The following is a 19,307-nucleotide window of genomic DNA, read 5'->3' as shown; positions in this document are numbered from 1 at the left end:
ATGTTATGGCGATCGTCTCGAATACCGTTAATTACATGGACGGCGACACCGTTCTGGAAGCCTTTTTCGCCTACGACAACGCGATCGAAGGCCGCCGCCCGGCCGTATTGATCAATCACGCCTGGGGCGGCCGCGACGAATTCGTCGGCAACAAGGCGGTCAAGCTTGCCGAACTCGGCTATGTCGGCTTCGCGCTCGACATGTACGGCAAAGGCGTGCTGGGCTCGGGCCCCGAGGAGAACGCGAAACTGATGCAGCCGTTCGTCGACGACCGGGCGAAGCTGCAAAGACGGATCGGCGCCGCACTGTCCGCGGCAAAGCTGTTGCCCTGGGTCGACGACAAAAAAATCGCCGCGATCGGCTTCTGCTTCGGCGGCCTCTGCGTGCTCGACCTGGCGCGGACCGGTGCGGACCTCAAGGGAGTGGTCAGTTTTCACGGCCTGCTGAACGCGCCCGGCAATACCGAAGACAAGCCCATCAGGGCCAAAATCCTCGCCCTGCACGGCCACGACGACCCGATGGTACCGCCGGAGCAGGTGCTCGCATTCGAACGGGAAATGACCAAAGCCGGCGCCGACTGGCAGGTGCATGTGTACGGCCACACAATGCACGCCTTCACCAACCCGGTCGTGAATAACCCGGATTTCGGCACGGTTTACCAGGCCGACGCGGACCGGCGTTCGTGGATTGCGATGAAGCAGTTTCTGGAGGAAATTTTCGAATAGCCGCGGATCATCGGCGAACTTCCTTGCAGGAACGGCTTAAAAAGCGGCTCGTCACCTTTGGACAACGATCGGCGATCTAAAAGTACAATTTTCGCTCTAATGATTAAGCTGCTTCGAGACCTTTGCCGGAACAATCGGGAGGTGGTCAATACGAAGAAAAAATGGAGGCATGACGAACGGCATTCAAAAGGCTATCATTTATTCACCTTAATCTCAGCCTTGACCTCAATGAATAAACCCACAGCCAAGATCATTGCCGGCCTGGCCTTGACCGGATTGCTCGTCGCCTGTTCCGGGCACAAGCCTGCCTCCCTCGCGCCCAGGATCGCCGCCGTCAAGCCCCAACCCCAGGTCCAGCCCGACCGGCAAATGCAAATGTATTACATCCCTCCCAAGCCGTCCGGCGAACGGACCGTAGCGGATGTGCTGCAAATTTACGGCGAACATACCACGACCAAACTCAAATCCTATTTCGCCAAAGCCAAAGTTTCCTATCCTCCGCAGGAAGTCACCCTTGTGGCCTTGAAACAGGAAATGAAGCTGGAGCTCTGGGCCCGGGACAGCGGCGCATTCCGTTTCATCCGCGACTACCGCATCCGCGCCGCCAGCGGCGTGTCCGGCCCCAAACTGCGCCAGGGCGACATGCAGGTCCCGGAAGGCATCTACCGAATTGCGGGACTGAATCCGAACAGCCATTTCCATTTATCGATGAAGCTCGATTACCCGAACGAATTCGACCTTTTCCATGCCTGGCAGGAGGGGCGCACGAATCCCGGCTCGGATATTTTCATCCACGGCCAGGCCAAGTCCATCGGCTGCCTGGCGATGGGCGATGAAACCATCGAGGAACTGTTCGTGCTGGCCGCGCACACGGGCGCAGGAAACGTGAAAGTCGTGATCGCTCCGCACGATCCGAGGACTTATCCGCTGGCGGCGGATATCGAAGGACTGCCGGCGTGGACCCCGGAGCTGTATTCGATCATTTCCCGCGAAATTAACGCCCTGACGCCTGGGGTAAAATCGGCGAAAACGGGGTTGTGATCATCGAGCTTGAAAATTTCAGGCTATACTTTTTTGTAATGTACATAGCTCGCTCTAGCAGGCAAGTTTGAAATCGGGGCCGGGTAATCCGGCCGAAACCCGAAGCTTTTTAACCCCGTCCCCCACGTTTAAAGACCTACCGCCAACATAAAATCATTGTCTGTATTCGCGCGATTCCAAACGTTACGGACGGGATAAATATCCCGTCCGGCATCGGTATCTTACGGGTTCAGTCCCGTAGGGTACGCTGTGCGTACCTTCCATGTTGAAAGGTACGCACAGCGTACCCTACGGGGCTGGCTTCAGACGGTGAGGACTTCCCTACACACGATATGAAAATGCTCTAGATAGTGTCGTCACAAGATAAGTCTTTGTCAGGTATAATACGGAGATTGTCGTTGCTGATGAGATTAAAGAGCCATGTCCCAACCTGCCCACCGCCGCCATGACATTTCCGATACGGTTTGGAGCTTACTGGTGGAACCCCATCTGCCCGGCCGTGCCGGGGCCTGGGGCGGAAAAGCGCGAGACAACCGCTTGTTTATCAATGCGGTCTTCTGGATTTTGCGTACCGGTGCGCCATGGCGCGACCTGCCACCTGACTATGGCGATTGGAAGAACACCCATCGCCGGTTTTGCCGTTGGCGAGATCACGGCGTCTGGGAAGCCCTGTTGGAACAGTTGGTCACCGAACCCGACTATGAATGGTTGATGATTGATGCCAGCCACATCAAAGTCCATCCGCATGCGACCGGCGCGCAAGGCGGCAATCAGGGCATGGCGGTCACAAAAGGGGGCTCAACAGTAAGATACATCTGGCCGTGGATGCGCATGGTATGCCGGTCAGAATCCTTATTACAGCAGGTACCACAGCAGATTGTTCGCAGGCTTCAGCCTTGATCGAAGGCGTGGATGCTCAGTACTTATTGGCGGACAAAGGCTACGATAGCGATGCTATCGTAGCCCAAGCCGAAGCAAATCAGATGACGGTGGTCATTCCGCCACGCCGCAATCGAAAACAACCCCGCGACTACGATCGCGACCTGTACAAACTGCGGCATTTAGTAGAAAACGCGTTCTTGCACCTCAAGCGCTGGCGAGGTATTGCCACACGCTATGCCAAGAACACCGCATCGTTCCTGGCCGCTGTGCAGATCCGGTGCATCGCCCTGTGGACAGCTATCTTATGACGACACTATCTAGTGAATAAAGTCTCTGTTTTAGGTAATGAACTTTTTAGAGCATAGGCTATTCTATTTTTTGCCGGTTTATGAGGCTTTATCCGGCTCTTTCCAAAAAACGATGGGTTGATAATAGGTAATAACACGATGATTCCATTTTTGCGTTCCCTGATTTTACTGGGGTTGTTGACCGGTACCGCCGCGGCTTCGGAGGAAGCGTTTACCCAGACGGCTTTCGATCGTTTACAACAGCAAGGCGCTCCGATTCTGGTGTGGATTCATGCCGATTGGTGTCCGACCTGCCGCGCCCAGGAGCCGGTTTTAAAAGAACTGCTGGAGCAGGAAGAGTTCAAGCCGATCCGGGCGCTGCGCGTCGACTTCGACCGACAGAAAGAGATCGTGAAAGCGTTCAAAGTGCTCAAACAAAGCACCTTGATCGTATTCAAGGGCGGCAAGGAAGTCGACCGGAACTTGGGCGTGACCCGCGAACAGGACATCGCGGATTTCTTAAGAAAAGCCTTGTAACCGGCCGCCGCGATGATTGTGGGCATGGGCGTTTATGGGCTCAGTCTCGTAGCGGGAATGCTGTCCACGCTGTCGCCGTGCACGTTGCCGTTGATCCCGATCATTCTCGGCACCGCCTTGACGGCGCATCGATGGGGACCCTGGGCATTGGCTGCCGGTCTGGCGCTCGCCTATGCGCTGGCAGGCATCTTTTTGGCTACCGTAGGTCAGATGATCGGGTTGGACCCGGCGCTTTTCCGCTATTTTGCCGCCGGGCTATTGATCCTGTTCGGAGGGGTGTTGCTGTCGGCGCGATTACAAGGGGTTTTTGCGGAAGCCTTGGCGGGCTTGAGTCGCCGAGGTCAATCCTGGCTCGAACACGTAGCAACCGACTCTTTGGCAGGGCAGTTTCTGTTGGGCGCATTGTTGGGCATCGTCTGGAGTCCTTGCGTCGGCCCGACCCTGGGCGCGGCGATTGTGCTCGCCGGCCAGGGCAAAGACCTCGTTCACGTATCGGCCATCATGGCCTTATTCGGCGTGGGCGCCGCGCTGCCATTGGTTGGCTTGGGTTTGATGTCGCATCAAGCCATGCGGCGTTTTAGAAGCCGGTTGCTCGCGACCGGCACCCTCGGTAAAAAACTATTGGGCTCGATGCTGTTGCTGTTAGGTTCGATTGTGGTGACCGGGATGGATAAGGTGTTTGAAGCCTGGATTTTAACGCACGCCCCGGCATGGCTGAGCAACTTGACGATTTCGGTTTAAGGTCGTGCCCTTTGGGGGACGGGAACGTTCCTTCGCGAATCCAACATAAACAAGGGCCGTAGGATGTGGTGAGGAACGAACCGCATCGTTCGCGATTGATGCGGTTCCTATCGTCACCGCATCCTACAGCCCTATCGAGCTACTGACATCCTGAGCCCTTCATGAAGGGGTGAAGGTAAAAGTGAAGCTTCTGAAACTTTTCTCAAACAAATCTTTATCGGCCGGAACCGGCAGCGGCGAGGCTTGGAGCACCGCATTCCGAGCCGAAGTATCGAACGTTTCATCGCCACTCGTGGCAATGATCTCGGCATCAACGACACGGCCATCCGGCATCAATCTGACTCTGACTCGGCATTTAAGGCCCTTTTTCGCCATTACCGGGCGAATCCAACTGTGGTTTATCTTGAGCCTAATGGCTTGAATCGCGCTGGCGATCTGGGCTTGCTGTGCGGTAGCGAGAGCGTTTGCCTCGGCTTGCGCTCTTGCCGCTGCTTGGGCGGCTTGTTCCGCGGCTTCCTGGCCCTCGCTTTCCATCGCTGATGGCGCCGGTACGGTATCCGGAATCGCCGGGTTGGTGGGGAGTAGAGGGGGGACCGTGGTCGGCTCGGCCGTTACAGGTTGATCCTGCGTTTCTGCGGGCCGGGAATCCGAGGCCGGTTGAATGCCATCGCTATGGCTTTCGTAAAAATCGTAGGCGTTGAACGCCGTCCATAAAAGCAGTAAAGCGGCGGCTCCATATAAAACCGGACGCCCCTTAAAAAACCGCAACCTATCGGCGGTTCGGGCGGAACCGGAAGGGACCAAAGGCGCGCCGCACCGGTCGCAATATCGGGCGGTAGTCCGGTTTTCGGTCTGGCATGAGCGACAGTAAAGTACCTTGAGCAGCGAAGCTCCGCAATGATCGCAAAACTGCGCGTTAGGCCGATTCTCGGTATGACAGAAAGAACACTTCATGCAGGTTAGCCAGTTTTTGAAATGGGGAAGCGATTATGGCATGAGGGTTAGTTGATCGTCATCTCGATATTATCTGCAGCCGATTTTGTTCGTCTGGTTCAGAAAAACATCATTCAAAATGGGATGGTAACCGAATCGCCCCCTTTCGGTATTTTAACTGCCAAGCATGCGGAAGTCTTTAAGTGGTAGGTTATCATTCCAAACTTGGGCTTATCCGCTCTAAACTGACAACCACTTATTCCAATACCTATTCCGCCAAGATTATGATGATGTGATCAAGCCACCATTTGCCGCAAACTCTGCTGCATGGCGGCCTTGAATGCCGGATCGTTGGCCAGCAGTTTATACAGCTCCAATTCATTGCGCCGGTTCTTGAGTATCACGTCTTCGAATATCTTTTCGAATGCCAATAGCCGGGTATGGACATCGGGGTTGTTTTGATATTTTTCCTGGAAATCCGGGTGCGCCTTGATGCCGTCGGCGATGTTGATGAACTTGATGCGTTGCGCTTCCGGCGTTGCACCCCAGCCCTGAAACCAGCGTTCGTTAAAACTGCGGATGATTTCATCCAGCGGATCGCGTTCCCCGCCACCGCCATGCGTTCCACGCGGATTGGAATTTGACGGCTCCAATTCGGATTCACTGGCATCCAAGCCAATGCCGTGATTGAGTTTGATGCGCTCCAGGCCGTATGACGACAAATCGACTGACTCCAGTAATTCGTCAATCCGATCCGCAGAGGGGTCTTTGACGATCAGCTTGGGAATCAAAAATTTCAAGAACCAGAACAGCTTCTCCCACGCCGCAATTTCAAAAGGCATGATGGCGGCCATTTGTCCGTAGATTTTGACGAACTGTTTGGCTTTGATCTTGAAGTCGGCTTTAGCCAGTTCATCGAGCGCCAATTCCTGATTGAACCGGTCCGCCGCCGTATCGATAATCGGGCTCAGTTGCTGGGCATCGGCATTGCCAAAATACAATTCGACAAACTGCTCAATCTCAAACCACTCATATACCGCCACTTCGTCCAGCGCGTCTTTTAACTCATGCAACACATTGACGTCCGTGGCTTCCGACAAGCGCGTGGCGGTGTAAAAAGGATCGAAGGCCGTTTTAATATCGTCCACCGAGTTAAAGAAATCCAGGATGAACAAATCCTCGGTCTTCTTGCCCCACTTCGGCGCCGCCCGATTCAACCGCGACAAAGCCTGCACGGCCAGCACGCCTTGCAATTTTTTATCGACATACATCGCGCACAGCTTGGGCTGATCGAATCCGGTCAAGTATTTGTTGGCCACGATCAACAAGCGATATTCATCTTTATCGAAAGTGTCGCGGGTTTCGTTTTCGGCAAAACTATTGATTTGCGCTTCGCTGTACTCGATGCCATCCACTTCTTTAGTGCCGGAAAAGGCAATCGCGACCTTGAACGGATTGCCTCGATCCGTCAATAACTGGCTAATCGCCCGGTAATAACGAATGGCCGCCTCGATGTTCTGGGTAATCACCATGCCCTTGGCTTTGCCTTTCAGCTTTTTACTGTTGACCACCTGCGGAATGAAATGGTCCAGCATGATTTCCGCTTTCACGGCAATGGTTTGCTGGTGGCGCTCGACAAAGGCGCGCAGCTTTTTCTGCGCCTTGGCGCTGTCGAACAGCGGATTGTCGGCGACAGATTTTTGGATCTCGTAATAGCTTTTATAAGTGGTGTAGTTGGCCAGCACGTCCAGAATAAAACCTTCCTCGATCGCCTGTTTCATGGAATACAAATGAAAAGGCTCGAAACTGCCATCCGCTTGTTTAACGCCGAACTTTTCCAAAGTGGTGTTTTTCGGCGTCGCGGTAAAGGCAAAATACGAGGCATTGCCGCGCATTTTTCGCGATTGCATGGCTTGCAGGATTTTATCCTGCACATCCACCGCGTCTTCCTCGGCCTGCTCGCTTTTGCCCATCGCCCGGTTCATATTGTCGTGCGCCGAGCCGCTTTGCGAACTGTGGGCTTCGTCGATGATCACCGCAAAACGCTTGTCGCTCAAATCGGCAATGCCGTCGATGATAAAAGGGAACTTCTGGATGGTGGTAATGATGATTTTCTTGCCTTGCTCTAGGGCGCTTTTCAGCTCCGAAGACTTGAATGCCGGGGCGACGATATTCTTGACTTCGGAAAAATCCTTGATATTGTCGCGCAGTTGTTTATCCAGCAGGCGGCGATCGGTGACGACAATCACCGAATCGAACAGCGGCTTTTCCAAAGCGATAGCACCCGGCGTGTCCAGACTGGCCGGATACGCTTCGATCAATTGATACGCCGCCCAGGTGATGGAATTGGATTTACCGGAACCGGCCGAGTGTTGAATCAAATAGGTTTGCCCAACGCCATTTTGACCGGCATGCGCCACCAATTTGCGCACCACATCCAGTTGGTGATAACGCGGAAAAAACAAGGTGCGCTTATCTAGCGGCTCTTTGCTGCTACCGTCCAATCGCACGAAATGCTGAATGATGTTGGCGACGCTGTTCTTGCTGAACACAGCCTGCCATAAATACGCGCTTTTGTGGCCGTTGGGATTGGGCGGATTGCCGGCCCCAAAATTGTGGCCTTGGTTGAACGGCAAAAAAAACGTTTGTTGCCCGGCCAGTTTGGTAGTCATGTAGATTTCGTCGGTATCCACCGCCATGTGCACCAGACAGCGGCCGAATTGCAGCAATGGCTGGTTGATGTCGCGGTCTTCGCAGTATTGTTTCTGGCCGTGGTAACGCGCGGTCTGGCCGCTCCAGGGGTTTTTCAGTTCCAGCGTGGCAAACGGCAGACCGTTGACGAACAGCACCAGATCGATTTCTTCCAGGGTATTGCTCAAGGAATAGCGCACTTGGCGGGTACTGCTAAAGAGGTTGTCGGCAAAGTTTTGTTTCACTTTGTCGGAACTGCTGGCCAGTGGCGCCGGATACATCAGGTGCAAGGTGGCATCGTCGACGCTCAGGCCCTTTTTCAGCAAATGCAGCAGGCCGTATTTCTTGATCAGCTTGTCGAAGCGCTCCAGTACTTTAAGCCGCCAATCGCCGCCGTGCTTTTGCAGTTTTTCCAGCCCGTCATGCTGGGTGTGCTCCAGAAACGCCCAAAAGCGTTTACTGTCGATGGCGTAACGGGCGTTGAAATCCTGCGCCAAGCCGAGTTGGTAGCCGTGGTTGGGGCTGAACGGCAAATCGCCCACTTCGGCAACACTTTTTTGCGCTTCCAGACAGGTGCCGGTCAATTGTTTTTCAATCGCGATTTCCAGTTCTTTCTCGGTGGTTTTGCTGACCATGGCACTCACTTGCTGAATAGACGGGGCTTTGCAGAGCCCAGACGCTCCACAAACGGGTTTGTTGCCGATAGCGGCTCCATATACGATTCATTAAACTTCCATCGTACTCACACAGAGCGTGAAATCCATAAAAACAGGTCATCATCAAATGAAGCGCTCTTAGTATGCTTTTGATTTGTATGTACAAAACAAAAACCTCCCTGAATCGAATGCTTGCACAATCAAATGACCATCAAATGAAAACAGGTCATGCCCAAAATGGCACATAGCGGTAAGCCTTATGGTTAGCCGTAGATGCGGCAAGACACGAACCACATCTTTCGCGTTTTGCAGAGTCCAGCCACTCCACAAAACAATTTGTGGAGTCTATTTTTAAATACACGCTCCACAAACTTATTTGTTGCCGATAGCGACTCCACAAAATAGTCATAAAATTTTCCTCCCTTCCGCCAGATTCAGTAGCGCAGGAAAACAAAGCGTTGCAGAACGGCGACCGCTACCGGGCTGTAAAATCGACAAGATGCCAGCCTCTTTTAGCTGCCTAAACAAATCGGCTGTGTTTTTTTCGTGTATCGCGTAAGTACGGCTAAGCTGTTTGGTGACATCTGAAACCCGAAAAATCGGTTTATTAAAAATGGCATCCAGTAAATACACCGAATACTGGGACCGCGTGATTTCATGCACTTGAACTTTCATCGTTTCATACAGCACCATGATTTCCTTCACGCGACGGCTATTGTCCTTGGCCTGATAAGCAACCGCCTGTAAGAAAAAGGCAATCCAGCCATTCCAGTCACCCGCCGACGAAATTGAACTTAAGCGTTGATAATACTCGTCGCGATGGCTTTCAAGATATTCGCTCAGATAAAACATCGGTTCGGCCAACAGTCTTTTCTGATACAGAAACAGCGGTATCAAAATCCGGCCAATACGGCCATTACCGTCGTTAAACGGATGCAGCAATTCAAATTGGGCGTGTACCACGGCTGTTTGCAACAACACATACTGTCCTCTCTATCCATATAACCTATCAAGGCTTGCAGATAGTCCGGCAGCCGCAGGGGATCAGGCGGGACAAAACTGGCTTGTTCAATGCTGCAACCTGCTGTACCAATCCAGTTTTGCGTGCGGCGAAATTCGCCGGGTTCTTTGTTTTCGCCACGCACACTGGACATCAAAATTTTGTGCAGTTGCAAAATAAACCCTAGATAGTGTCGTCACAAGATAAGTCTTTGTCAGGTATAATACGGAGATTGTCGTTGCTGATGAGATTAAAGAGCCATGTCCCAACCTGCCCACCGCCGCCATGACATTTCCGATACGGTTTGGAGCTTACTGGAACCCCATCTGCCCGGCCGTGCCGGGGCCTGGGGCGGAAAAGCGCGAGACAACCGCTTGTTTATCAATGCGGTCTTCTGGATTTTGCGTACCGGTGCGCCATGGCGCGACCTGCCACCTGACTATGGCGATTGGAAGAACACCCATCGCCGGTTTTGCCGTTGGCGAGATCACGGCGTCTGGGAAGCCCTGTTGGAACAGTTGGTCACCGAACCCGACTATGAATGGTTGATGATTGATGCCAGCCACATCAAAGTCCATCCGCATGCGACCGGCGCGCAAGGCGGCAATCAGGGCATGGCGGTCACAAAAGGGGGCTCAACAGTAAGATACATCTGGCCGTGGATGCGCATGGTATGCCGGTCAGAATCCTTATTACAGCAGGTACCACAGCAGATTGTTCGCAGGCTTCAGCCTTGATCGAAGGCGTGGATGCTCAGTACTTATTGGCGGACAAAGGCTACGATAGCGATGCTATCGTAGCCCAAGCCGAAGCAAATCAGATGACGGTGGTCATTCCGCCACGCCGCAATCGAAAACAACCCCGCGACTACGATCGCGACCTGTACAAACTGCGGCATTTAGTAGAAAACGCGTTCTTGCACCTCAAGCGCTGGCGAGGTATTGCCACACGCTATGCCAAGAACACCGCATCGTTCCTGGCCGCTGTGCAGATCCGGTGCATCGCCCTGTGGACAGCTATCTTATGACGACACTATCTAGGCGAATCGGATAATCCTGTAAATAATCCCGCGCCTGATATAAAGCCGAGCGGTAATTGGCAATCTCTTGAATGTCCTTATAGTTCTCACCCTCCTTGGCTAAACCCGCGTCGTATTCCAACACATCGTCCACGGTCGCCTGCGTGCCTTCAATTTTGGAGGACAACACCGCCTCGCGAGTGGTCAACGGCGACAGCATCACCGCCGGGCTGGGAATGCCCAGTAATAAGCCGTCATAGCGCGCCAGTTCGGCGCTGGCATCAGCCACCAGCGCAAATAAGCGTTGATAATCGAGCTCGGTAATCGGCAACTGATCGGGAACATAGGGTTTCATCGCACCCCCTCAAGCTGAACAGCGTCAGAAATGCGGACTTTGCCGGTGACGGCGCTGTTGATCAGGGTCGCTTTGTATTCCTTGAGCTTGTCGATTTGCTGTTGCTGAATGGCAATGGCTTGGTCGATTTTGGCGGATTGGGTTTCGATGTGGGTGACGATGGCGGTTTGTTCCTCCATGTTTGGCATAGGTAGAACAAGATTTCCCACAATAGCTGTATTCAAGTTGTCCATCGTTGAACCTACTGAATCTAATCCTAATACTTCAGCAACACCTCGACCAGATATTATTCTAAAAAAATATTTAACATTGAAATAATCATGTTTCAACCGAATCACAATAGAGCCTGTGCCACATAGCCATCCGTGTTCCTTTGTTGAAACAACTGCACATCTTCCCAGTTCTCCACGCCTGGCCATAATTAAATCACCATTTGCCAATTGGTATTTTTTTAAGCGTAGCAGAGTATTGTTGTCTACTGAGCAGGTGGCGTCTGGAATTATATTTCCCTCTTTCATATGCTTGGGATTGATAAGAGGGGTCCCATTTTCTACATAATCATGGGCATGTAATTCTGCCCCAAACGGCCCAGTTTGTATGAAATAAACTATGCGCTTTAACGTAATCAATTCCCAGTGCTCCGGAATCTTGCCGATCCACTCCACGCCGGAGTTGCGCATCGGTACATTGGGGTCAAGGCCGCGGGTAACGGCATTTTGAATCAGGATTTGCTTGCGCTCTTTCAGCAAGGCGATTTGTTGCTCCTTGATCGCCACGGCTTGGTCGATTTGCGCGGTTTTGCAGTCCAGAAAAGCGGCGATGGCGGTTTGTTCGAAAAGTGGTGGAAATAAAAAATGAATATTAGTTAGCTTTTCTTTAGTTAAATGAGCAATACTCACTCTATTAACTATAGAGTCAAATAAACCAATTTTTCCAGTTATAAAAAATAGGTAAAGAAAAAATCGAGAGTTATTCTCTTTTGAAAAGGTAATCTTATGAGCTGAATTTTGAATGTAACATTCATCAAGCTCATTGTTCCAAATACATGTTTTTCCAACTTCGCCTCCCTCGCTTAAAATCAAATCACCATGCATCAAGCGATAAAGCTCAATTTCTGATGGAGAAAACCACATTTCATCAGTAGAGGATATATCAACGTTAAGCCACTGAATATTTTTTGATTTCAAGTATGGTTTTAATTGGTAGTTGCCTTTATTTTCAGTGCAGAGCATTTTCCCTAAAACAACATTAGCTTCATATTTAAGCCTTTTAATATTCCAATACGCCGGAATCTCCCCCAACCATTCCACCCCGGAATCCTTATAAGCCTCGTAAGTCGGCATTTCCGCCAGTTGCTCAATCATCGTCCGCCTCGTCCGTTTTAGTCAGCAATTGCGCCTGTACCTTAATCCGCTCCCGTTCCAATTCGCGTTTCAGCTCCGCCTCGGTCGGTAGATACGGCAGGTATTTGGCGGCGAACAATTGTTCGCTGTCGGTCAACACCGAATATTTCACGACCGCTTCGCTTTTCTGGCTGCACAGGATCAGGCCGATGGTCGGGTTGTCGTCCGCCGAGCGTTGCTGTTGGTCGTAGATGCGCACATAGCTGTCCATCTGGCCGACATCCTGATGGGTGAGTTTGCCCAATTTCAGGTCGATCAGTAAAAAGCACTTTAGCTTGAAATGGTAAAACACCAGATCGATGTAAAAGTCTTGGTCTTCGGTTCGGATGCGCTGTTGCCGGGCGACAAAGGCAAAGCCTTTGCCCAATTCCAACAAGAAGGCTTGCAGGTTATCCAGCAGGCCTTGTTCCAGATCGGATTCCAACCAGTGCTGGCCGGGCAGGTTCAAAAAGTCGAGAATATAGGGGTCGCGCAATACATCTTGGGGCCGCAGTTGTTGCTCACGTTGATTTTCTTCGGCAATTTTTTGTTCGGCCTCGGCCTGAACCGGCGCTTTATCCTGAGTGGACAACAGGCGTTCGTAGTAGAGTTTGTCGATTTGCCGTTCCAGTGCGCGGGCGCTCCAATACTGTTCTATCGCCTCCCGTTGATACCAACTTCTGGCATCCGGATTTTCCACCCGGAGTAAGGTGCGGTAGTGCGTCCAGCTTAATTCGGTACGCACTGCGTTCCAATTTGGATAGGCCAGAAAAAAACTTCGCATATTGCGCAGGTTGCGAGGATCAAATCCCTTGCCAAATTCCACCGTCAATTGCGCGGAGAGTATCTGCAATTGTTGTTTGCCGTAGGCGGCTCTGGCCTGTCCGCGTTGCTCGTGCTCAACAATCAAACAACCTATTTGCCAATAACATTGCACCATTTCGCTATTCACCGCCTGTTGCACTTGCTGGCGAGCCTGCTGAATAACGCGGGCGATGTTTTCGAAAAGCGGCGCTAGTCCATCGGATGACGAAAGTGGGGCGTTGGCTGATTTCAAGGGTTTGGCATCGTTCATCATCGTCACCTATAGCAGGTTCACGTCAATGCCCAAAATATCGGCAATCAAGCCTTCGGCCTGCTTTTCCAGGGCGATGATGTCTTTAGCCACCTCATCCATGCCGCGCAACGGCTTGTGCCGGTAGAAATATTTGTTGAAGCTGATTTCGTAACCGATTTTGGTGGAATCGAGGTTAATCCAGGCCTCTTCGACATGCGGCTTTACCTCGGCCAGGAAATAGCGGTGAATGCGGTCGTTCAGAGGCACCGATTCGCTGTCACGCAGGTCGGCGTGGGTTTCGTAGGTGAGATATTCACCTTTTTTACCGGTGGGGTAATAGCCGAAATCCGGTAGCCCATCTTCGCTGCAATCCAGATGATGCAGTAAAGCATCGAGTTTGTCGCCACTCAGTTTGAGCTGTTGCGCGATGACTTTTTCGGCGGTTTCGTCGTACCAACTGACGGCATTGAGGATGGCGTTTTTGTCGCTGGCGGTCAGCTTGATCGTTTGCGCCTTGAGAACGGCGTCTACGGAGGATTTGAATTGGTTGAAATCGCTGGATTCGTCGGTACCGATCGCCGCCATCAGGGTTTGAGCGGTTTGCATCAGGTTTTGCTGCTTCAGCCAGGTGTCCAGGCTGAGCAATTTGCCGCGATTTTTGGCATTGAGCCCAAGCTCGTTATCTTCGCACCAGGCCAGGATGGTTTTTTCGTGCTTCCCCAACCAGCCGGCTTGATAGACGGCATCGCCCCATTGCCGGTAGATCCACTGCATCGGCTGATTCAGCGCCTTGTCGAAACGCAAGGTTTCAATGCGCTCCAGGCTGAATTGGGCCTTGCGGCGGTCGGGCCGTTCGATATTGACCTTGTAATAGCCAAAATCGCTATTGTCGAAAACCTGAGCGGCAATGCCGGAATCATCCGTCTCGCGTTCCTTTGTTACCAATTCCAGGTAGGTGTCTACGATTTCCCGGATATGCTCGGGGGCGAATTCGCAGTTTTTATTGCCGAGATTTTTGCGCAGCTTGCGGTAGAGCTGGCTGGCATCGGTCAACTGCACTTTGTTTTTACGCGATGGCGCCTTGCGGTTGGACAGCAACCAGATATAGGTGGTGATGCCGGTGTTGTAAAACAGGTTGTTGGGTAGCTGAATAATGGCTTCCAGCAAGTCGTTTTCGATAATGTGGCGGCGAATATTGCTTTCACCGCTGCCGGCATCGCCGGTGAACAGGCTGGAGCCGTTATGGACGGAAGCGATGCGCGAGCCATGCGGACTTTGATCCAGGCTTTTCATCTTGCTGACCATTTCCATCAAGAACAGCAATTGGCCGTCGCTGGAACGCGGGGTGGCATCCAAGGTTTCCGGCTTGCCCCAGTAATCTTTCAGCGTGACCCGAAAGCGGGAGTCGATCACGTCGCCGCCGTCTTTGATATATTTCTGCTCGCTGGCCCAGCTTTTGCCATAGGGGGGATTGGACAGCATGAAATCGAAGCGCGTGCCTGAAAATTCGTCGCTGGACAGCGTGGAACCGACACGAATGTTGGCCGGGTTGTTGCCCTTGATCATCATGTCGGATTTGCAGATGGCATAGGTTTCGTCATTGATTTCCTTGCCGTACAAATAGACGTCGCCGGTTGCCCGTATCGCGCCTTCCTCGTCCTTGATGAAGTTTTGCGATTCGGTGAGCATGCCGCCGGAGCCGCAGGCCGGGTCGTAGATGGTCATGACCGGCGGCAGTTGGTCTTTTACCGGATCGAAGATCAAATGCGTCATCAACTCGATCACTTCGCGGGGCGTGAAATGCTCGCCGGCCTCTTCGTTATTTTCTTCGTTGAATTTTCGGATCAGCTCTTCAAACACGTAGCCCATGCCCAGATTGGTCAGGGCTGGCAGTCGATTGCCGTCCGGGTCGCCCTTGTCATACGGCGTGAGGTTGATATAAGGCGAGGTAAACTTTTCCAGCACGCCGAGCAAAACATCCTTGCCGGCCATGTGGCGAACCTGGGATTTGAGATTGAACTTGTCGACGATTTCCTTGACGTTGGCGCTGTAGCCGTTCAAGTAGTCTTCGACATTGGCTAATAGAATTTGCTGATTGTTGGTCGCGGTTTTCAGCAATTGCGTGAGCGTCCATTTGCTGGTGTTGTAAAACACATAGCCGGAGGCCTCTTTCAAGCCGTTATCGTCCAACTCGGTCAGGCCCATGTCGTTTTTTTGGAAAGCGAGTTCGCCCAGCACTTTGTCCTTGCTGGGTTCGAGTAATGCATCCAGGCGGCGCAACACCACCATCGGCAAGATAACATCGCGGTATTTGCCGCGGACGTAGACGTCGCGCAAACAATCGTCGGCGATCGACCAGATAAAGGAAACGAGTTTATTGTGTGCTGCGTGATTCATGCGCTGGGTTCACTTGTCCGAATCTTAAATGATTTTATTAGTTAAACACTGGATCTTTTTTAATCTTCTCCATCGCCTCATCTTCGCTCATGGTTGGCAAACGATCACGACTCAGAAAGAAAAAGTCTAGTGCTGCGGGGTGTTCTCCGTTCAGCCCGGCGTTGTGCAAGTCCATGCTTCGATCTTGAAGGAACCTTGCTTGTGGCGCTCTTTATTATCAAGGACATTAGTTTTCACATGCCCTTCACTTTGGCCCAGTCCAGACCGAACTTGGCCAGGTATTTGCGCAGGCGGTCGGAATCGTTGCTGCTGCCGCGCCGGGCGCGGGACGCCGCGAACAGTTTCCGGCCCGCTTCCGACAGGCTGTGGCAATCCTGGCACGCGGCGAGCACGGCCTCCAATTGCAGGCGGTCGAACAAGTCCAGCCCGGCCAGTTGTTCACTGTCCAGCGCCTGCGTCATGTTGCCTTGGGTTTTTACCTGCGGCTGACCCCAAAATATAGACAAACGGCCAATTTCCTGCTCAACCAGTTCCTCAGTGATCCGTCCGCCCTGGGCCAGGGTCGATAGGCGCAAGATGGACGCGCTCAGGTCGCGGAAATTGCCTTGCCAGGTCGCAGAGGGTGAAGTGGCGAAATCAAGATACTTGCGTCTTGCCTCCTTATTGAAACTGACTTTTTGACCCAGCTCGGCAAATTGCTGGGTCAGCAGGTAGTCGATGTTGGGCTCGATGTCCTCGGGCCGTTGGGCGAGCGATGGCAAATTATAGGTCCACAGGTTGATCCGGGCGAACAAATCCTCCCGGAACCGCCCGGCCTGCACGTCCTGGCGCAAGTTCCGGTGGGTGCCGGCAATCAGTTGGAAGTCGCTGGTTGCCAACTTGTCGCCGCCGACCGGATAAAACTGTTTCTCTTCCACCGCCTTCAACAGCATGGCCTGTTCGTCCGCGCCCAACTCGCCGATCTCGTCCAGAAACAACAAACCCTTGTTGGCGCTTCTCAACAAGCCCGCCCGGTCATGTTGCGCCCCGGTGAAAGCGCCTTTGACATGGCCGAACAACGCGGAAGCCGCGCCGTCGCCGCGCAAAGTCGCGCAATTGACTTCGACGAACGGGCCGCTGACCTGATGCCGGGCCTTTTTCAGTTCATACACCCGCTTGGCCAGGAATGACTTCCCTGCCCCAGTCTGCCCCATGAACAACAGCGGCGCTTTGGAACGCACCGCCACCTGCTCGATTTCGCCGATCATCTTGTTGAAGGCCGGATTCAAAGTTTCTATGCCGGATTTCAACAAAGTGATGGCATCGGCCTCCGCCCTGGCGTAGCGCTGGGCAATCGCATCGTAATGGCTTAAGTCCAAGTCGATCAGGGTATAACTGCCCAAGGCATCCCCTCTTTTCTTGGATGGCGGAGAAGTTTGCAACAGCACGCCCGGAAAATACCGCGCTTCCACCATCAAAAACAGGCAAATCTGGACGACGTGGGTGCCGGTCGTGATGTGGATCCAATATTCTTCATGTTCGATGTCAAACGGGTATTGCTCGGCAAGATCGAATAAAGCGGCGTAGACCTGGCCGAAGTCCCACGGGTTGGCAATGCTCATTTCCACGGGCGTGACCTCCGTTTCCGGCGACACGGTGGCGATGTCCTGCTTGAGCAAATCGGCCAATGCCTGGTAATTGCGGTCGTACAGCAACATCATCTTGTCGATGACCAAGTTTTCGCGCAGCACCAGCGAGACGGTGGGCCGCCAGCGTTCCCAGCGGCTGGCCGCGATTCCTGAATCCAGTTGGGTACCGATGAAGCCGATGACCACTTTTTTCTTCATGAGAATAATTTATAAATCCAGATAAATATTTCTACAGCCAGCAGTATAGCCGAGTTTTAAAAACCCAAGCGCAATTAAATTTTTTAAAGAACTTATCCCATAATATCAGTCAGTTAAAAACATAAAACAAGTTGAAAGCAAAGCTGGCACAGTTATCGCTTTTTCTGTAAGCGTCGGTGAGTGAAGTCAGTGCTTACAAGTGGCGCATTCCGGCACCCTGGCGCGGTTTATCCTGGTTTAGGTCATCAAGCCGTATCGCCAGCTTCAGGAATGACAGGCAGAGAAACGATGGCATCGCCTGTAGTTCAGCTCCACGACAAAATTGAGTGGCTCAATCGGAGTCCATCTGTCGCATGATTCGATTCCTACTCCAATTCGGTCAATATCCGTTCGTACCGAGTCCTGAGTTTATCGAAGGGTCGAAGCATGAACGGATAATTTCACAAACGTTTGTAAAAGGCAATGTGACGTAAAGTCATATCAGAATAGAGAGATAACAACCATGCCTAGCCAAAATTACCAAGTGCTGCAAGAAGACCAGGGCAAGCCGATCAAACTGTGGGCGCAGGGCGTGCCAGTCGATGACGCTGCCAAGAAACAGTTATTGAACATGGCCCGGATGCCCTTTGTGTTCAAGCATATTGCGGTGATGCCGGACGTGCATTTTGGTTTGGGTTCCACCATCGGCAGCGTGATCCCCACGCGGGGCGCGATCATCCCGGCGGCGGTGGGCGTGGACATCGGCTGCGGCATGATGGCGGCCAAGACCACTTTGACCGCCAGCGACCTGCCGGACCACTTGCACGGCTGGCGCACCGCCATTGAACGGGCCGTGCCGCATGGTTTGACCTTTAAAGGCCGCGACAAGGGTTCCTGGGAGAACCCGGCAGCGAACGTAGACCGGCAGTGGGCGGAATTGTTGCCGGAATTTGAAGCCATTTGCGATAAACATCCGTGCCTGAAGAACACCAATAACTATAAGCATTTGGGTACTTTAGGAACCGGCAACCACTTTATCGAAGTCTGTCTGGATGAAAGCCAAAACGTCTGGTTCATGCTGCATTCCGGTTCGCGCGGCGTAGGCAACCGCATCGGCATGCACTTCATCGAACTGGCGCGGAAGGACATGGAAAAATTCTATATCCAGTTGCCGGATCGGGATTTGGCCTATTTCCCGGAAGGGACGGAACATTTTGACGACTACGTACAAGCGGTCAGTTGGGCGCAGGACTTCGCCAGACGCAACCGCGAGCTGATGATGCACAACCTGGTGGCGGCCGTCCAGGCGATTTGCCCCAAGCCGTTCACGACGGATGTGGAAGCGGTGAACTGCCATCATAACTATGTGCAGCGCGAGCATCATTTCGGCCATAACGTACTGGTGACGCGCAAAGGCGCGGTAGCGGCCTGGCCGGGGCAGATGGGCATCATTCCGGGGTCGATGGGGGCCAAGTCTTTCATTGTGCGCGGCAAGGGTCAGGCGGAATCCTTCTGCTCTTGCAGCCACGGCGCTGGCCGGGCCATGTCCCGCACCGAAGCCAAGAAACGGTTCAGCATTGCCGACCAGATTGCGGCCACCGAGGGCGTGGAATGCCGGAAGGATGCCGATGTCATCGACGAAATCCCGATGGCGTACAAGGATATCGACGCGGTGATGGCGGCACAAACCGATCTAGTGGAGATTGTGCATACCTTGAAACAGGTGGTTTGCGTGAAGGGTTGATAGGCCGCGGCAGTTCCCGTGCCAGACAAGCACGGGAACAAAATTAATTTGTCATT

At 52.8% G+C, this 19,307-nt stretch carries 16 protein-coding genes and 1 pseudogene; 7 read left to right on the top strand and 10 right to left on the bottom strand.

Annotation, left to right across the window (positions count from 1 at the left end):
* The first annotated feature begins 5 nt into the window (after positions 1-5).
* From METAL_RS03570 to METAL_RS03545, 5 genes are all read left to right on the top strand, one after another.
* A complete protein-coding gene (locus tag METAL_RS03570) occupies positions 6-725 on the top strand; it encodes a dienelactone hydrolase family protein (protein ID WP_005369693.1) in 720 nt (239 codons plus the stop codon).
* Positions 726-953: 228 nt separating this feature from the next.
* The gene (locus tag METAL_RS03565) at positions 954-1,766 is read left to right on the top strand and encodes a L,D-transpeptidase family protein (RefSeq protein WP_031430805.1); all 813 of its coding nucleotides are present in this window, start codon (positions 954-956) and stop codon (positions 1,764-1,766) included.
* A gap of 420 nt (positions 1,767-2,186) precedes the next feature.
* Positions 2,187-2,956 (top strand): IS5 family transposase gene (locus METAL_RS22085; protein WP_213069446.1). Its coding sequence is split into 2 segments (ribosomal slippage): positions 2,187-2,565 and positions 2,565-2,956, totalling 771 coding nucleotides; the frame shifts between segments, so codons are not numbered across the junction.
* A 138-nt stretch (positions 2,957-3,094) separates the two neighbouring features.
* Positions 3,095-3,472 carry a thioredoxin family protein gene (locus METAL_RS03550; protein ID WP_005369687.1) on the top strand — a complete coding sequence of 126 codons (378 nt, stop codon included), beginning with the start codon at positions 3,095-3,097 and terminating at the stop codon, positions 3,470-3,472.
* 12 nt (positions 3,473-3,484) lie between these two features.
* Positions 3,485-4,213: a cytochrome c biogenesis CcdA family protein gene (locus METAL_RS03545; RefSeq protein WP_005369685.1), complete on the top strand. Its 729-nt coding sequence runs from the start codon at positions 3,485-3,487 to the stop codon at positions 4,211-4,213.
* 159 nt (positions 4,214-4,372) lie between these two features.
* Here METAL_RS03545 and tolA read toward each other — a convergent pair whose 3' ends face one another.
* The 4 genes and pseudogenes from tolA to METAL_RS03530 form a co-directional block, all read right to left on the bottom strand.
* On the bottom strand, positions 4,373-4,981 hold the full coding sequence (tolA, locus tag METAL_RS19785; RefSeq protein WP_031430803.1) for a cell envelope integrity protein TolA: 609 nt from the start codon (positions 4,979-4,981) through the stop codon (positions 4,373-4,375).
* A gap of 63 nt (positions 4,982-5,044) precedes the next feature.
* A pseudogene (locus METAL_RS22080) lies at positions 5,045-5,167 on the bottom strand (zinc-ribbon domain-containing protein); the annotation flags it as partial.
* A 275-nt stretch (positions 5,168-5,442) separates the two neighbouring features.
* Positions 5,443-8,472 (bottom strand): type I restriction endonuclease subunit R, encoded by a 3,030-nt coding sequence (locus METAL_RS03535; RefSeq protein ID WP_005369681.1) that lies wholly within the window; start codon positions 8,470-8,472, stop codon positions 5,443-5,445.
* 426 nt (positions 8,473-8,898) lie between these two features.
* Positions 8,899-9,474: a Fic family protein gene (locus METAL_RS03530; protein ID WP_281023976.1), complete on the bottom strand. Its 576-nt coding sequence runs from the start codon at positions 9,472-9,474 to the stop codon at positions 8,899-8,901.
* A gap of 279 nt (positions 9,475-9,753) precedes the next feature.
* Between METAL_RS03530 and METAL_RS22075 the strand changes: the two genes are divergently transcribed.
* Positions 9,754-10,520, top strand: a protein-coding gene (locus METAL_RS22075) for an IS5 family transposase (RefSeq protein WP_157203341.1) whose coding sequence is annotated in 2 segments (ribosomal slippage) — positions 9,754-10,129 and positions 10,129-10,520 — 768 coding nt in all. Because the reading frame shifts where the segments join, the coding sequence is not laid out codon by codon here.
* On the opposite strand, the gene METAL_RS03515 is transcribed toward METAL_RS22075, so the two are convergent.
* Genes METAL_RS03515 through rtcR form a run of 6 tightly spaced genes read right to left on the bottom strand, consistent with a single transcriptional unit; the run spans position 10,510 to position 17,528 of the window.
* Positions 10,510-10,866: a Fic/DOC family N-terminal domain-containing protein gene (locus METAL_RS03515; RefSeq protein WP_051040292.1), complete on the bottom strand. Its 357-nt coding sequence runs from the start codon at positions 10,864-10,866 to the stop codon at positions 10,510-10,512. The genes METAL_RS22075 and METAL_RS03515 overlap by 11 nt on opposite strands.
* A complete protein-coding gene (locus METAL_RS19780) occupies positions 10,863-12,230 on the bottom strand; it encodes a restriction endonuclease subunit S (RefSeq protein WP_005369677.1) in 1,368 nt (455 codons plus the stop codon). The genes METAL_RS03515 and METAL_RS19780 overlap by 4 nt, the downstream gene beginning before the upstream one ends.
* Positions 12,223-13,326 carry a PDDEXK nuclease domain-containing protein gene (locus METAL_RS03505; RefSeq protein ID WP_005369676.1) on the bottom strand — a complete coding sequence of 368 codons (1,104 nt, stop codon included), beginning with the start codon at positions 13,324-13,326 and terminating at the stop codon, positions 12,223-12,225. The genes METAL_RS19780 and METAL_RS03505 overlap by 8 nt, the downstream gene beginning before the upstream one ends.
* 6 nt (positions 13,327-13,332) lie before the next feature.
* On the bottom strand, positions 13,333-15,702 hold the full coding sequence (locus tag METAL_RS03500) for a type I restriction-modification system subunit M (protein WP_005369675.1): 2,370 nt from the start codon (positions 15,700-15,702) through the stop codon (positions 13,333-13,335).
* 37 nt (positions 15,703-15,739) lie between these two features.
* Entirely contained in the window at positions 15,740-15,877 is a 138-nt protein-coding gene (locus METAL_RS20420) for a hypothetical protein (protein ID WP_157203421.1), read from the bottom strand.
* A gap of 58 nt (positions 15,878-15,935) precedes the next feature.
* Positions 15,936-17,528: an RNA repair transcriptional activator RtcR gene (rtcR, locus tag METAL_RS03495; protein WP_005369674.1), complete on the bottom strand. Its 1,593-nt coding sequence runs from the start codon at positions 17,526-17,528 to the stop codon at positions 15,936-15,938.
* A 502-nt stretch (positions 17,529-18,030) separates the two neighbouring features.
* Between rtcR and METAL_RS03490 the strand changes: the two genes are divergently transcribed.
* Positions 18,031-19,251 carry an RtcB family protein gene (locus METAL_RS03490; protein WP_005369673.1) on the top strand — a complete coding sequence of 407 codons (1,221 nt, stop codon included), beginning with the start codon at positions 18,031-18,033 and terminating at the stop codon, positions 19,249-19,251.
* The last annotated feature ends 56 nt before the right edge of the window (positions 19,252-19,307 follow it).

The organism is Methylomicrobium album BG8 (assembly GCF_000214275.2).
In the GTDB taxonomy this organism is placed as follows: domain Bacteria; phylum Pseudomonadota; class Gammaproteobacteria; order Methylococcales; family Methylomonadaceae; genus Methylomicrobium; species Methylomicrobium agile.
This window is presented reverse-complemented; position numbering and strand designations above follow the sequence as displayed.

What these genes read in the sequence shown, in the direction of transcription:
- METAL_RS03550 (WP_005369687.1), top strand. Translation starts at nt 3,095, where the DNA reads ATGATTCCATTTTTGCGTTCCCTGATTTTACTGGGGTTGTTGACCGGT.
- METAL_RS20420 (WP_157203421.1), bottom strand. Translation starts at nt 15,877, where the DNA reads ATGGACTTGCACAACGCCGGGCTGAACGGAGAACACCCCGCAGCACTA.
- METAL_RS19780 (WP_005369677.1), bottom strand. Translation starts at nt 12,230, where the DNA reads ATGATTGAGCAACTGGCGGAAATGCCGACTTACGAGGCTTATAAGGAT.
- METAL_RS03545 (WP_005369685.1), top strand. Translation starts at nt 3,485, where the DNA reads ATGATTGTGGGCATGGGCGTTTATGGGCTCAGTCTCGTAGCGGGAATG.
- METAL_RS03490 (WP_005369673.1), top strand. Translation starts at nt 18,031, where the DNA reads ATGCCTAGCCAAAATTACCAAGTGCTGCAAGAAGACCAGGGCAAGCCG.
- METAL_RS03505 (WP_005369676.1), bottom strand. Translation starts at nt 13,326, where the DNA reads ATGATGAACGATGCCAAACCCTTGAAATCAGCCAACGCCCCACTTTCG.
- METAL_RS03535 (WP_005369681.1), bottom strand. Translation starts at nt 8,472, where the DNA reads ATGGTCAGCAAAACCACCGAGAAAGAACTGGAAATCGCGATTGAAAAA.
- METAL_RS03565 (WP_031430805.1), top strand. Translation starts at nt 954, where the DNA reads ATGAATAAACCCACAGCCAAGATCATTGCCGGCCTGGCCTTGACCGGA.
- METAL_RS03515 (WP_051040292.1), bottom strand. Translation starts at nt 10,866, where the DNA reads ATGAAACCCTATGTTCCCGATCAGTTGCCGATTACCGAGCTCGATTAT.
- rtcR (WP_005369674.1), bottom strand. Translation starts at nt 17,528, where the DNA reads ATGAAGAAAAAAGTGGTCATCGGCTTCATCGGTACCCAACTGGATTCA.
- METAL_RS03570 (WP_005369693.1), top strand. Translation starts at nt 6, where the DNA reads ATGGCGATCGTCTCGAATACCGTTAATTACATGGACGGCGACACCGTT.
- METAL_RS03500 (WP_005369675.1), bottom strand. Translation starts at nt 15,702, where the DNA reads ATGAATCACGCAGCACACAATAAACTCGTTTCCTTTATCTGGTCGATC.